General features: G+C 58.4%; 11 protein-coding genes. 1 reads left to right on the top strand and 10 read right to left on the bottom strand.

Annotation, left to right across the window (positions count from 1 at the left end):
• Window positions 1-684 (bottom strand): GntR family transcriptional regulator, encoded by a 684-nt coding sequence (locus tag msub_RS02070; protein ID WP_048494486.1) that lies wholly within the window; start codon window positions 682-684, stop codon window positions 1-3.
• Window positions 685-972: 288 nt separating this feature from the next.
• On the opposite strand from msub_RS02070, the gene msub_RS02065 reads away from it, so the two are divergent.
• Window positions 973-1,899: a GGDEF domain-containing protein gene (locus tag msub_RS02065; RefSeq protein ID WP_048494485.1), complete on the top strand. Its 927-nt coding sequence runs from the start codon at window positions 973-975 to the stop codon at window positions 1,897-1,899.
• Window positions 1,900-1,902: 3 nt separating this feature from the next.
• Here the strand turns inward: msub_RS02065 and rluB are convergent, their stop codons facing one another.
• The 9 genes from rluB to msub_RS02020 form a co-directional block, all read right to left on the bottom strand.
• Window positions 1,903-2,925, bottom strand: coding sequence for a 23S rRNA pseudouridine(2605) synthase RluB (rluB, locus tag msub_RS02060; protein ID WP_048494484.1), 1,023 nt, complete (start codon window positions 2,923-2,925; stop codon window positions 1,903-1,905).
• Window positions 2,926-2,964: 39 nt separating this feature from the next.
• Window positions 2,965-3,603, bottom strand: a complete 639-nt coding sequence (gene scpB, locus msub_RS02055; protein WP_048494483.1) for an SMC-Scp complex subunit ScpB — start codon at window positions 3,601-3,603, stop codon at window positions 2,965-2,967.
• A 43-nt stretch (window positions 3,604-3,646) separates the two neighbouring features.
• On the bottom strand, window positions 3,647-4,480 hold the full coding sequence (locus msub_RS02050) for a segregation and condensation protein A (RefSeq protein WP_048494482.1): 834 nt from the start codon (window positions 4,478-4,480) through the stop codon (window positions 3,647-3,649).
• A gap of 58 nt (window positions 4,481-4,538) precedes the next feature.
• Window positions 4,539-5,753 (bottom strand): tryptophan--tRNA ligase, encoded by a 1,215-nt coding sequence (locus msub_RS02045; protein WP_082146380.1) that lies wholly within the window; start codon window positions 5,751-5,753, stop codon window positions 4,539-4,541.
• 118 nt (window positions 5,754-5,871) lie between these two features.
• A complete protein-coding gene (gene sucD, locus msub_RS02040; protein ID WP_048494480.1) occupies window positions 5,872-6,744 on the bottom strand; it encodes a succinate--CoA ligase subunit alpha in 873 nt (290 codons plus the stop codon).
• A complete protein-coding gene (gene sucC, locus msub_RS02035; protein ID WP_048494479.1) occupies window positions 6,744-7,910 on the bottom strand; it encodes an ADP-forming succinate--CoA ligase subunit beta in 1,167 nt (388 codons plus the stop codon). The genes sucD and sucC overlap by 1 nt, the downstream gene beginning before the upstream one ends.
• Before the next feature lie 36 nt (window positions 7,911-7,946).
• Complete coding sequence (lpdA, locus tag msub_RS02030) at window positions 7,947-9,389, bottom strand: dihydrolipoyl dehydrogenase (RefSeq protein ID WP_048494478.1); 1,443 nt, start codon at window positions 9,387-9,389, stop codon at window positions 7,947-7,949.
• A 35-nt stretch (window positions 9,390-9,424) separates the two neighbouring features.
• A complete protein-coding gene (gene odhB, locus msub_RS02025; RefSeq protein ID WP_048494477.1) occupies window positions 9,425-10,654 on the bottom strand; it encodes a 2-oxoglutarate dehydrogenase complex dihydrolipoyllysine-residue succinyltransferase in 1,230 nt (409 codons plus the stop codon).
• Between the two features lie 25 nt (window positions 10,655-10,679).
• Window positions 10,680-13,517, bottom strand: coding sequence for a 2-oxoglutarate dehydrogenase E1 component (locus tag msub_RS02020; protein ID WP_048494476.1), 2,838 nt, complete (start codon window positions 13,515-13,517; stop codon window positions 10,680-10,682).
• Window positions 13,518-13,641 lie beyond the last annotated feature (124 nt).

Raw genomic sequence — 13,641 nt, 5'->3', positions numbered from 1 at the left:
TCAGGCGTTCTCCTCCTGCCGGAGGATGGTCAGTACCTGTTGCCGTTGATGCTCACCGAACGCCTGGATAACGGCCTGCAAGCGCTCGGCATCGTCACTCATCGCGGCGTCAGCCAGTTGCCGGAAGAACGTCGCGGTCTCGCCGATTTCGTCCCGGAAGTGGTCGAGGGCGACGAAATAGGTTCGACTGATCGCCGGCCGGAAGTTTTCGAGGGTTTCCTCAAGGAAAGGGTTTTCGACCAGACCGTAGGCATAGCGCATCACCCCGAAACCGGCATCAATCACCTGCTCGGCAGCGTCGGCACTGGTGGCGTTGAGCGCATCAATCACCGCCTGCAATTCACGAACCTGCCCCATCACGCCGCCAAGCTCACTGCCGGACCAGCGCTCAAGTACCTTGCGGCCCAGCATGCAGAGCAGATCAATGTAGATATCGTACAGGCCATTGACGGTGTCCGGGGTCAGGCTTGAGACCACCGCCCCCCGGCGCGGGAATATCTCGATCAGGTGGCGCCGTTCCAGAATAAGCAGCGCCTCACGCACGGACCCCCGGCTGACGTTGAGATCGCCTGCGACCTTCAGCTCCTGAATTCGCTCTCCGGGCCTGAGATCTCGCGTGATAATCCGCTGCCCGAGATGCTGGGCAATTTGTTCGGATAGACTTTCCGGGGCCTGAAACCTCATAACGTTAGTCGCTCACTTCTGCAGACGGCACGATCATAAGCGCAGAAGTTTACCACAGGGATTCTGCCGCCCCATCCCCTTGTCTGACATTTTCCCGGGCCATTGGTCAGCCAGCGGCAAATCACTGCCGGTATATTGACGAAGGGCCGTTCGAGAAGCCTCAAACGTTGAGCTAAAGTCTTGAACAATGCCGTTACTATATGTTTTACATGGATTTCTATTTTTCGGCATGCTTACTGCTAATTCCTGACCACAACACTGTAAAGTTATGCGACAGAGTGAGCCGTAGTGAAGAACATACCGTCAGTCCAGAAGTCTGCCTCCCAGCCCCAAAAATTGGCGGCGCTACGTCAGGCTCACCAGGATTGGAACAACACCCCGGATGTGCTCACCAGGCTGACTCGACGCCTGTCCACCACGCTTTCGCTGGAACAGCAGTTGGCGATCCTGGCCGATGAGCTGGGCTCGGTCGTGCCGTTCGATACCCTCAATTACCGCCACCGGATCGGCAAGCAGGATTTCGTCTATGCCACCGGCATGGGCGGCCCCCACCGGTGCGAATACCGGCTGGGCCTTGAGGGTGCCAATTACGGAACTCTGAGCCTGTACCGTCGGCAGCGGTTCTCCGATCAGGAACTCGAGGGCGTCGAGATGATCCTCAGTGCCGCCATCTGTCCGATCCGCAATGCCTGCCGTTTCATCGCCATTGAACAGGCTTCACTGACGGATTCACTGACGGGCATACCCAACAAGCGGGCAATGGATGACGACCTGCAGCGTGCCAGCCAGTTATCCGAGCGCCATGGCCAGCCCTACTCCCTCATCCTGTGCGACCTGGACCATTTCAAGACGGTTAACGATACCCACGGGCATGTAGTCGGCGACCACCTCCTGCAGATCGCGGCGGCTGAGCTTGAGAAGGCAGTGCGGACCTCAGACAGCGTCTACCGGTTCGGCGGCGAGGAGTTTGCCATTCTGCTGCCCCTTACCGGCGAGCAGGATGCGAGGGAGGTAGCCGAGCGGATTCGCGAGGCCATTATGGCGATCCAGGTTGATGCCGGTAGCAAAGAGCTTCGGGTCACGACGAGCTGCGGGGTAGCCACCTTCCTGCCGAAAGAGACCGCCCAGGAATGGCTGGCACGGGCCGATGAAGCCCTCTACCGCGCCAAACACCAGGGCCGTAACTGCACCCGGGTGTTCGCGACGATTTCCTGACGTTCAGCTTCGGGACGTTTTGCGGCCCGGCCGATCGGCCTTCGAAGCACGGGAATCGACCCGCGCAGGCCTGGTATCGCTGACCGCCCATTTGTTGCCCGGCGTCTTCTTGCCGGACCGGCCCGGGCTTTTCCGGCGCTGACGGTCATGGCTCGCCTTCTCATCCGGGGTTTTCTGGGGAATATCAACGCTATCGAGGCCGACACTCCGGCTGAGGCTGTCCACGGCTTTCTGATCAAGTTCCTCCCACTTGCCCACAGTCAGGCGGCTGGGCAGGAAAACCGGCCCATACCGGACCCGCTTCAGGCGGCTGACCCGAACGCCCTGGGATTCCCAGAGTCGCCGAACCTCCCGGTTACGCCCCTCCAGCAAGGTGACGTGGAACCAGCGGTTCATGCCACTGCCACCGGCGGGGGAAAGGTCGGTAAACTTTGCCATACCATCTTCAAGTAGCACGCCCTGCAGCAGGCGCTCGATCATGGCGTCGTCCACTTCCCCGAAGATACGCACCGCATATTCACGGTCAATCTGGTTGGACGGATGCATCAGCCGGTTGGCCAGCTCGCCGTCGGTGGTGAAAAGCACCAGACCGGTGGTGTTGATATCGAGCCGGCCAATGGAAATCCAGCGGTGCTCCTTTAGCCGTGGCAAGCGATCAAAAACCGTCGGCCTGCCCTCCGGATCCTTGCGGGTATTTACTTCACCCTCGGGCTTGTTGTAGATCAGCACCCGGCGCAGCACTTCGGACGCCCCGGAAACCTCAAGGCGCTTGCCGTCCAGTTCAAACCGGTCTTCCACCGTGGCCTTCTGGCCCGGGGTAACGGCCAGGCCGTTTACCGTAAGCCGGCCGGCTTCCATCCAGCCCTCAATCTCCCGGCGTGAACCGACGCCCGCCCGGGCCAGCATTTTCTGGATGCGCTCGGGGCCATCGTGGGTAACCTTCGCCGCAAGCCTGGCCGGGGCTTTCGCCGCCCGGGCCCGGTCTTTTGTGGGTCTGGCTGGTTTTTCGGGGCGCTCTGCCGCCATGAAATCAATCCTTAGTCTTTGACTGATACCCGGATGGTATCAGTGAAGTGTCTGGCCCGGAGATTCGTCTTCGGTCTCCGCGGCGGGTGATTCAAATTCGATCTCCGCCTGCATGTTCTTTTCAATTTCCCGGCCAATTTCCTCGAGATCCCGGACTTCCGACAGCGGAGGCATCTGATCCAGGCCCGTCAGGTTGAAATAATCCAGAAACTGCTTGGTCGTCGCGTACATGGCCGGCCGGCCGGGAACATCACGATGACCAACAACCCGCACCCACTCTCGCTCAAGCAGCGTACGAATGATATTGCTGCTTACCGTAACGCCCCGGATGTCTTCGATCTCACCCCGGGTGATCGGTTGCCGATAGGCGATCAGGGCGAGAGTTTCCAGCAGGGCACGGGAATAACGTTGTGGCTTTTCCTCAAACAACCGGCCAACCCAGGGCGCGTATTCCTGGCGAACCTGAATCCGGTAACCACTGGCGACCTTTTTCAGCTCGAACCCCCGGCCCTCGCAGGCATTTTCCAGTTGCACCATGACGTGCTCCATAACCTGACGGGCCGGCCGCTCCTCCTCAGAGAACAGTTCCCGCAACTGGTCCAGAGACAGGGGCTTGCCCGCCGCCAGCAGTGCGGCCTCGGCAATGGCCTGGATTCTCAGCAGATGTTCTTCATTCATGATGCCTATCCGTATTTCCGCGCTTTCAGTGACCGCCGGGCTGCTAGCTTGCCGCCCGGGCCCGAACGTGAATCGGGCCAAGGACTTCCGCCTGCACCACTTCAATCAACTGCTCTTTCACCAGTTCCAGGGTGGCGAGAAACGTAACCACTACGCCGAGGCGCCCTTCTTCCACGGTAAACAGGCTTTCGAACGTCACGAAGTGGTCATCCTGAAGGACAGACAGGATGGCGGACATCCGCTCACGGGTCGAAAGTCTTTCCCGCTCGACATGGTGACTGGTAAACAGATCGGCCCGCCTCAGTACGCCCTGAAGCGCCAGCAGCATCTCCCGCATATCCACATCCGGATGGGGCTGGCTTGAAGGCATTTTGGGTAACGCTGCGGAGGCTGCGAAGGTATCCCGCTCCAGGCGGGGCATTTCGTCAATGTCCTCCGCTGCCTGCTTGAACCGCTCATACTGCTGCAGACGACGGATCAGCTCTGCTCTCGGGTCGACGTCTTCCTCATCTTCGCTTTCCTGCCTGGGCAGCAGCATCCTCGACTTGATCTCTGCCAGGGTGGCCGCCATCACCAGGTATTCCGCCGCAAGTTCAAAGCGCATGGCTTCGACAGCGCCGATGTAATCCATGTACTGCCGGGTAATCTCGCTGACGTCGATATCCAGAATGTTCATATTCTGGCGCCGGATGAGATAAAGCAGGAGGTCGAGTGGGCCCTCGAATGCCTCCAGAAACACTGCCAGGGCATCCGGGGGTATATACAGGTCCTTGGGAAGATCCACCACCGCCTTGCCGGACACCCGCGCAAGCGGCGACGATTCTGGCGCGGACTCCCCGCCTTCGGCAACAACCGCGCCCGTGGATTCTTCCGTCATAACCTTCCTCCCCGGCCCGGTCTGCCAGAGCAGCACCTGAGCGCCGGCCTGATCTGATTCAGCGGTAGTGAAGCCCCATGGCGGCCCGAACTTCTTCAAGGGTATCCCGCGCCGCATCACGGGCATGTTCCCGGCCTTCCTGCAGGATGGAATGGACCAGATCCGGGTTGCCTTCATATTCCCGCGCCCGTTCGTGCAAGGGGCGCTGTTCCTCTATGATGGCATCGATCAGCGGTTTCTTGCAGTCCAGACAGCCGATGCCGGCGCTGCGGCAGCCAGTCTGAACCCATTCCTGGGTGTCGGCGTCGGAATAGATCTTGTGCATACCCCAGACCGGGCATTTCTCGGGCTCCCCGGGATCGGTCCTGCGCACCCGCTGAGGATCGGTCTGCATGGTACGGATTTTCTGGGCCACACTGTCGGGCTCTTCCCGCAGGCCAATGTAGTTGTTGTAGGACTTGGACATTTTCTGACCATCCAGCCCCGGCAACTTGGACTCCGGAGTGAGCAGCGGCTGGGGTTCGGGCAGGATCACCTTGCCACCTCCCTCAATGTAGCCGTACAGCCGCTCACGGTCGCCCAGGGAAATATTCTGCTGCTCTTTCAGCAGGGCCCGGGCCGTTTCCAGGGCTTCCATATCGCCCTCTTCCTGATAGCGCTTCTTCAGGGTCCGATACAGCTTGGCGTTTTTCTTGCCCATCTTCACGATGGCGCCTTCCGCCTGCTCCTCAAACCCCGGCTCACGGCCGTAGAGATGGTTAAAGCGGCGGGCAATCTCCCGGGTAATCTCGACATGGGACACCTGGTCGGCGCCAACTGGCACCTTGCCGGCCCGGTAGACCAGAATATCGGCGCTCTGCAGCAGCGGATAACCGAGGAAGCCGTACGTCGCCAGGTCTTTTTCCCGCAGCTTCTCCTGCTGGTCTTTGAACGTGGGGATACGTTCCAGCCAGCCGAGTGGTGTAATCATTGAAAGCAGCAGGTGCAATTCCGCATGCTCGGGCACCTGGGACTGGATGAACATGGTGGATGACCCGGGGTTCACACCCGCTGCCAGCCAGTCAATGACCATGTCCCAGACGCTCTGCTCGATGCCCGAGGGATCGTCGTAGTTGGTGGTCAACGCATGCCAGTCTGCCACGAAGAAGAAGCACTCGAATTCGTGCTGGAGTTTCACCCAGTTTTTCAGCACACCGTGGTAGTGGCCAAGGTGAAGCTTGCCGGTCGGACGCATACCGGACAATACCCGTTGCTGGGAATCTACAGAACTCAAAGCACGAACTCCTTAATTGGTATTGGAAGCGCCATCATAATTCAGGCGACCCGGCATTATAAATAAAAAACCCCCGTTCTGCAGGGCAGAAACGGGGGTTTATCGAAAGAAGTCCGACTTACCAGCCAGTAACTTCCTTCAGCGCCTGGCCGATCTCCGCAAGACTGCGAACAGTCCGCACACCGGCATCTTCCAGGGCGGCAAACTTCTCGTCTGCCGTACCCTTACCACCGGAAATGATGGCGCCAGCATGGCCCATACGCTTTCCCGGGGGCGCAGTCACGCCTGCGATGTACGAAACCACCGGCTTGGTGACGTTCTGCTTGATGTAGGCCGCGGCTTCTTCCTCGGCGGTACCGCCGATCTCGCCGATCATCACAATGGCTTCGGTTTCAGGGTCTTCCTGAAGCAGGGCCAGGATGTCGATGAAGTTGGAACCCGGGATCGGGTCGCCACCGATACCGATACAGGTAGACTGACCGTAACCGAAGTCTGTGGTCTGCTTGACCGCTTCGTAAGTCAGGGTGCCTGAACGGGACACGATGCCCACCTTGCCCTTCTTGTGGATGTGGCCTGGCATGATGCCGATCTTGCACTCGTCCGGAGTGATCACACCCGGGCAGTTCGGGCCGATCATGCGAACGCCTTTGCGATCGACGTATTCTTTGGCATACAGCATATCGATGGTCGGAATGCCTTCAGTGATGCAAACGATCAGCTGAATACCGGCATCCGCCGCTTCGATGATGGCGTCTTTACAGAACGGTGCCGGAACGTAGATAACGGTGGCTTCTGCACCGGTTTTTTCGACCGCCTCACGTACGGTGTTGAACACCGGCAGGCCCAGATGCTCGGTGCCGCCCTTGCCGGGGCTTACGCCGCCAACCATCTTGGTACCGTAGTCAATCGCCTGCTCTGAGTGGAAGGTACCCTGCGCGCCGGTAAAGCCCTGACAGATAACCTTGGTGTCTTTGTTGATCAGGATGCTCATTATTTACCCCCTGCGGCTTTAACGACTTGCTCTGCCGCATTCGACAGACTGGTGGCGGCAATGATGTTCAGGCCGCTGTCGGCGAGTACCTGAGTACCCTTCTCGGCATTGTTGCCCTCAAGGCGAACAACCACAGGAACCTTCACGCCCACTTCCTTTACGGCACCGATGATGCCTTCTGCAATCATGTCGCAGCGAACGATACCACCGAAGATGTTAACCAGAACCGCCTTGACGTTGGAATCAGACAGGATGATCTTGAACGCCTCGGAAACCCGCTCTTTGGTAGCACCGCCGCCAACGTCCAGGAAGTTGGCCGGCTGGCCGCCGGACAGCTTGATGATGTCCATGGTACCCATGGCCAGACCAGCGCCGTTAACCATACAGCCGATGTTGCCTTCCAGGGCAACGTAGTTGAGCTCCCACCGTGCCGCTTCCGCTTCCCGGGAATCTTCCTGGGAAGGATCGTGCATCTCGTGGATTTTCTTCTGGCGGTACAGGGCGTTGCCGTCAACACCAATCTTGGCGTCCAGGCAGTGCAGGTCGCCGGCCGGAGTGATGACCAGCGGGTTGATTTCAACCAGCGCCAGATCGCACTCTTCAAACAGCTTGGCAAGGCCCAGGAAGATCTTGGTGAACTGTCCGATCTGCTTGCCTTCAAGGCCCAGCTTGAACGCCAGCTCGCGACCCTGGTACGGCTGCGCGCCGACCAGCGGATCGATTTCCGCTTTCAGGATCTTCTCGGGCGTTTCCTCGGCAACCTTCTCGATCTCAACACCGCCTTCGGTGGAGGCCATGAATACGATACGGCGGGTACCACGGTCAACAACGGCGCCCAGGTACAACTCCTGGTCAATGTCGGTGAGGGATTCAACCAGAATCTTGCTGACCGGCTGGCCGTTCTCGTCTGTCTGATAGGTAACCAGGTTCTTGCCAAGCCACTTCTCGGCGAATTCACGGATCTCGTCTTTGCTCTTGACCAGCTTTACACCGCCGGCCTTACCACGGCCACCTGCGTGTACCTGTGCCTTGACGACCCATGCGTCGCCGCCGATCTCTCCGGCAGCGTCGACCGCTTCCTTCGGAGTATCACAGGCAATGCCCTTGGAAACTGGCAGGCCATATTCAGCGAAAAGCTGTTTGCCCTGATATTCATGCAAATTCATAGTCAATGTCCCGAATTAAAAAATTCCTGGTTTGCGTTACTTCTTCTTGCGGCGGTTCGCAATGTGAATCGCGCCACCGCCGACGGCCAGAGCTGCCTCATGCACGGACTCTGACAGAGTCGGGTGTGCAAAGCAGGTCAGGGCCAGGTCTTCGGCGCTGGAACCGAATTCCATGGCAATCACGCCCTGGGCAACGATTTCAGAGGCCTGGGGACCTACTACATGGAACCCGACGATACGGTCGGTTTTCGCATCAGCAATAATCTTGACCAGACCGGATGCCGAGTTTGCGGCCATGGCACGGCCATTGGCAGCAAACGGGAAGGTACCCACGTTGTATTCTTCACCTTCCGCCTTGAGCTGCTCCTCGGACTTGCCGACCCAGGCAACTTCCGGCGAGGTGTAGATAACGTTCGGGATACAGTCGTAATTCACCTGGGGCTTGTGCCCGGCGATACGCTCGGCAACCATGATGCCTTCTTCCGAGGCCTTGTGAGCGAGCATGGGGCCACGAACCACATCACCAATCGCCCATACGCCCGGCGCCTCGGTCTTGCAGTTGTCGTCCACAAAGATGAATCCACGCTCGTCCATCTGGACACCGGCATCCTCAGACAGCAGGTTGTCGGTGTAGGGGCGGCGACCAACGGCAACAATCAGCTTGTCGAATTTGGCCTCATGCTTGCCCTTGGAATCCTCATAGGTCACGTTCACCAGCTTGCGCTTCACTTCTGCGCCCGTCATGCGTGCACCCATGACAATATTCAGACCCTGCTTTTGGAACTGCTTCAGGGCATCCTTGGCAACCTGCTGGTCAACCATGGGCAGGAAGGTGTCCTGAGCTTCCAGCACAGTTACCTCAGCTCCCAGGCGGGCCCACACACTGCCGAGCTCAAGGCCGATAACACCGGCGCCGATAACGCCAAGACGCTTAGGCACGTCGCTGAATTCCAGCGCACCCTCGGAATCGACGATGTAGTCGCCATCAAACGGAGCGGGCGGGATCTGGATCGGCTTGGAGCCGGTGGCCAGAATCACATTTTCCGCCTCGTAGGTCTTGGTCTTGCCGTCCTTGTCGGTGACTTCCACCTTGCGGTTCGCCAGCAGCTTGCCGTGACCGTGGATGGAGGTAACACCATTGGACTTGAACAGGCCTGCAATACCGCCGGTCAGCTGCTTAACGATGCCGCTCTTGCGCTCCATCATCTTGCCGATGTCCATTTTGACATCCTTGGCGATGATGCCCTGCATCTCGTAATCGTGCGAGGTTTCCTCGAACTTGTGAGAAATTTCCAGCAGTGCCTTGGACGGAATACAGCCAACGTTCAGGCAGGTTCCGCCGAGCACCTGTGCCTTGCCGTCTTCCGCGGTCCAGGACTCAACACACGCGGTCTTGAGACCGAGCTGAGCCGCTTTGATGGCGGCCACGTAGCCCCCGGGGCCTGCACCAATGACAATGACGTCGTACTTATCAGACATAATTAATCCCGTTTTCCGATTCGTTTAGTGTCGGCTCAGACGTCCAGCAGAATACGTGCCGGGTCTTCAAGCATTTCCTTAATCGCAACAAGGAACTGCACTGCTTCCTTGCCATCGATCATGCGGTGGTCGTAAGAGAGCGCCAGATACATCATAGGCTGGATTTCCACCTTGCCGTTCACCGCCATCGGGCGCTCCTGGATCTTGTGCATACCCAGGATCGCGGTCTGTGGCGGGTTCAGGATGGGCGTGGAAATCAGCGAGCCGAAGATACCACCGTTGGTGATGGTGAAGGTGCCGCCGGTCATGTCCTCGATGGCGAGTTTGCCCTCTTTCGCCTTGGTGCCGTACTCGACAATCTTCTTCTCGATGTCCGCCAGCCCCATGGCATCGGAATCACGCAGCACCGGAACCACCAGACCACGATCGGTGGATACCGCCACACCGATGTCCTGGTAACCATGGTAAACCATATCGTTACCGTCGATGGAGGCGTTCACCGCGGGGAATCGCTTCAGGGCTTCGGTCGCCGCCTTGGTAAAGAAGGACATGAAGCCGAGCTTGATCCCGTGACGCTTCACAAAGCTTTCCTGGTACTGCTTGCGCAGCTCCATGATCGGCGCCATGTTGACTTCGTTGAAGGTTGTCAGCATGGCTGCGCTCTGCTGCGCATTGACCAGACGCTTGGCGATGCTGGCACGCAGGCGGGTCATCGGGACGCGCTTCTCCGGGCGCTCACCAGCGGACACGTTCACTTCCGGCATGCCGGCAGCCGGCTTGGGCGCAGCAGAAGCGCCGGAGGACTTAGCGTTTTCCACGTGATTCTGAACGTCTTCCTTGGTGACACGGCCATCTTTGCCGGTGCCCTTGATCGCGTTCGGATCCACATTGTTCTCTTCCGCAAGCTTGCGGGCTGCCGGGCTCAGGATGGCATCACCGGAAGCCGCTTCGCTCTTGCCCTCTTCCGTCGGAGCCTCGCTTTTGCTCTCATCCTTTTTGCCTTCCGCAGGCTTGGACTCGCCCGCTGCGCCTTCCTTGAACCGGCCGATGATTTCTCCGCTCTCGACCGTATCGCCTTCATTCTTGAGAACTTCTTCAATCACGCCATCCGCCGGCGCAACCACCTCAAGGACAACCTTGTCCGTTTCGATGTCGACAATCAGCTCATCACGTGCACAGGCTTCACCCGGCTGTTTGTGCCAGGTCGCGACGGTACCCTCGGCGACCGACTCCGGGAAAACGGGGGCTTTAATCTCAGTTGACATTACAGATCCTTAGTTCGGTAGCTCGTCAAATTTCAAACGCGTCGTTAACCAGTTTCTTCTGCTCTTCAATGTGGGCCGACATGTGGCCACAAGCGGGAGCAGCCGAAGCGTCACGACCGGCATATTGAAGGTACAGCTTCGGGTTCAGGCGGTGCAGCGCGTTACGCATATGATGCTGGCTGCAGTACCAGGCACCCTGGTTCATCGGCTCTTCCTGACACCAGACTACGTGCTTGAGCTTGCTGTATTTGCTCAGAAGCTCATCAAGGTCGTCCGCCGGGAACGGGTATAGCTGTTCGATACGGACGATAGCGACATCCTCACGCTCGTCGGCTTTCTTTCTTTCCAGAAGATCGAAGTACACCTTGCCACTGCACATGATCAGGCGCGTCACCTTCTTTGGATCAGACGGCTCTTTCTCGGGCAGCACCGTCTGGAAGGTTCCGGAGGTCAGGTCGTCCAGGTCGGAGGTGGCCTCCTTGTGACGCAGCAGGCTTTTCGGCGTAATCGCAACCAAAGGCTTGCGCAGCGGGCGTTTGACCTGGCGGCGAAGCATATGGAACACCTGCGACGGTGTGGTCGGCACGCACACCTGAATGTTGTGCTCGGCAGAAAGTTGCAGGAACCGCTCAAGACGCGCAGAACTATGCTCTGGCCCCTGCCCTTCGTAACCATGCGGCAGCAGGAGAGTCAGACCACAGAGGCGCCCCCACTTGTGTTCACCACTGGTCAGGAACTGATCAATGACCACCTGAGCGCCATTGGCGAAGTCGCCGAACTGCGCCTCCCAGACCACAAGACCGTCTGGCGCCGTAGTTGAATAACCGTACTCAAACGCCATCACGGCTTCTTCCGAAAGCAGCGAGTCGTAGATTTCAAACTTTGGCTGGTCTTCGGCCAGTTCTGCCAGAGCAATGTGGGTAGAGCCATCTTTCTGGTTGTGAAGAACCGCATGACGGTGGGAGAAAGTGCCCCGGCCAATATCCTGGCCGGTCAGACGAATCGGATGGCCCTCGTTCAGCAGGGTCGCATAGGCCATAACCTCGCCATAACCCCAGTTGATCGGCAGGGCACCTGCCGTCATCTTCTCGCGATCTGAAACAATCTTGGACACCTGACGCTGGATGCTGAATCCCTCGGGGACCGAGGTCAGCTTCTTGCCCAGCTTCTGGATCGTCTTGAGGGCGACACTGGATTTGCACTTGGCAGTCCACTCATGACCCAGGTAAGGCGTCCAGTCGACATAAAGCGCTTTATTAGGTTCCTTGACCAGGGATTTGACCACGTGTTCACCGTTATCCAGCGCGTCACGGTAATCATTCTCCATCTGCTTGCCTTCGTCCTCGCTGATCACGCCGGCTGCGATCAGTTGGTCAGCGTACAGATTGCGGGTCGTTTTCAGCTTACGGATCTTCTCGTACATCACCGGCTGGGTGGCTGCCGGCTCATCCGCCTCGTTATGGCCGCGGCGGCGGTAGCACACCAGATCGATGACCACATCGTTCTTGAACTCGTTGCGGTAGTCCATGGCCATCTGGGTAACGAACATGACCGCTTCAGGGTCATCCGCATTCACATGCAGGATCGGCGCCTGAATCATCTTGGCAACGTCGGTACAGTATTCAGTAGACCGTGCGTCTTCCTGCTTGCTGGTGGTAAAGCCAACCTGGTTGTTGATGACGATATGAATGGTGCCACCAACCCCGAAACCGCGGGTCTGGGACATCTGGAAGGTTTCCATTACCACGCCCTGGCCGGCAAACGCCGCATCACCGTGCATAATAATCGGGACCACCTGGGTGCCGTCGTTATCATTGCGACGGGTCTGGCGAGCACGAACAGAACCCTCGACCACCGGAGATACAATTTCCAGGTGCGATGGGTTGAAGGCCATGGCCAGGTGAACCTCACCGCCCGGGGTCATAACGTTGGACGAGAAACCCTGATGGTATTTGACGTCACCGGAACCAGAGGCGGCCAGTTTCTTGCCTTCGAACTCGTCGAACAGTTCTTTCGGGTTCTTCCCGAGGGTGTTGACCAGAACATTCAGGCGGCCACGGTGAGCCATGCCGAGAACGATCTCCTTGGCGCCGTAAGAGCCGGCGCGCTGGATCAGTTCGTCCAGGCAGGGAATCAGGCTCTCGCCGCCTTCAAGACCAAAACGCTTGACACCCGGGTAACGGGACCCCAGATACTTCTCCAGACCCTCGGCGGCGGTCAGGCGTTCAAGAATGTGCTTGCGGGTTTTCGCCTCGTACTCCGGCTGCGAGCGAACCGGCTCCATACGTTGCTGGAACCAGCGCTTGATACGGGTATCGACGACGTGCATGTATTCGGCACCGATGCTCCCGCAGTAAGTCTGACGCAGCCCCTTGACGATATCTCCGAGCTTCATGGTCTCGGCGCCAAGATTCAGGGAACCGGTCTGGAATTCCAGGTCGCTGTCGGAATCCGAAAGTTCGTGGAACGCCGGATCCAGATCTTCTACCTGAGGTCGCTGCCATACGCCGAGCGGATCCAGTTTTGCTTCCTGGTGGCCACGGAAACGGAATGCGTTGATCAACTGGAGAACACGGATCTGCTTTTTGTCTGCGTCGGACGTAGCGCTGGCGGGAACGCCGCCGCTGGCGAGAAAACGCTGATTGCGGGAGATGTGTTCGAACTGCTCGCGAATGGAAGAGTGGGCGATGTCTCGGCCCTGATAGCCATCGACACTGGGAAGCTTGTCGAAATAGCTCCGCCACTCTTCAGGAACGGCATTGGGGTCTGTCAGGTAGGTTTCAAAAAGCTGTTCAACATAGGCGAGATTACCACCCTGCAGGTGGGAAGTCTGCCATAACTGCTCCATTATGCTTTCGTGCATCTTGAATAGCTCACCTTGGGCTGGTGCGGGGAGCCCGGTATGGTCGACCAGGGGTAATGCTCAGTCAATACGGGTTTTTACGGGATCGACTTTGGCCACCACACCCGACATGGATGTTTTCCGT

The sequence above is a fragment of the Marinobacter subterrani genome, from assembly GCF_001045555.1.
Taxonomy (GTDB): Bacteria; Pseudomonadota; Gammaproteobacteria; order Pseudomonadales; family Oleiphilaceae; genus Marinobacter; species Marinobacter subterrani.
This window is presented reverse-complemented; position numbering and strand designations above follow the sequence as displayed.

Excerpts from the sequence above, each read along its gene's own strand:
- msub_RS02070 (WP_048494486.1), bottom strand. The coding sequence starts at position 684 with ATGAGGTTTCAGGCCCCGGAAAGTCTATCCGAACAAATTGCCCAGCAT.
- rluB (WP_048494484.1), bottom strand. The coding sequence starts at position 2,925 with ATGGCGGCAGAGCGCCCCGAAAAACCAGCCAGACCCACAAAAGACCGG.
- scpB (WP_048494483.1), bottom strand. The coding sequence starts at position 3,603 with ATGAATGAAGAACATCTGCTGAGAATCCAGGCCATTGCCGAGGCCGCA.
- msub_RS02050 (WP_048494482.1), bottom strand. The coding sequence starts at position 4,480 with ATGACGGAAGAATCCACGGGCGCGGTTGTTGCCGAAGGCGGGGAGTCC.
- sucD (WP_048494480.1), bottom strand. The coding sequence starts at position 6,744 with ATGAGCATCCTGATCAACAAAGACACCAAGGTTATCTGTCAGGGCTTT.
- sucC (WP_048494479.1), bottom strand. The coding sequence starts at position 7,910 with ATGAATTTGCATGAATATCAGGGCAAACAGCTTTTCGCTGAATATGGC.
- lpdA (WP_048494478.1), bottom strand. The coding sequence starts at position 9,389 with ATGTCTGATAAGTACGACGTCATTGTCATTGGTGCAGGCCCCGGGGGC.
- odhB (WP_048494477.1), bottom strand. The coding sequence starts at position 10,654 with ATGTCAACTGAGATTAAAGCCCCCGTTTTCCCGGAGTCGGTCGCCGAG.
- msub_RS02020 (WP_048494476.1), bottom strand. The coding sequence starts at position 13,517 with ATGCACGAAAGCATAATGGAGCAGTTATGGCAGACTTCCCACCTGCAG.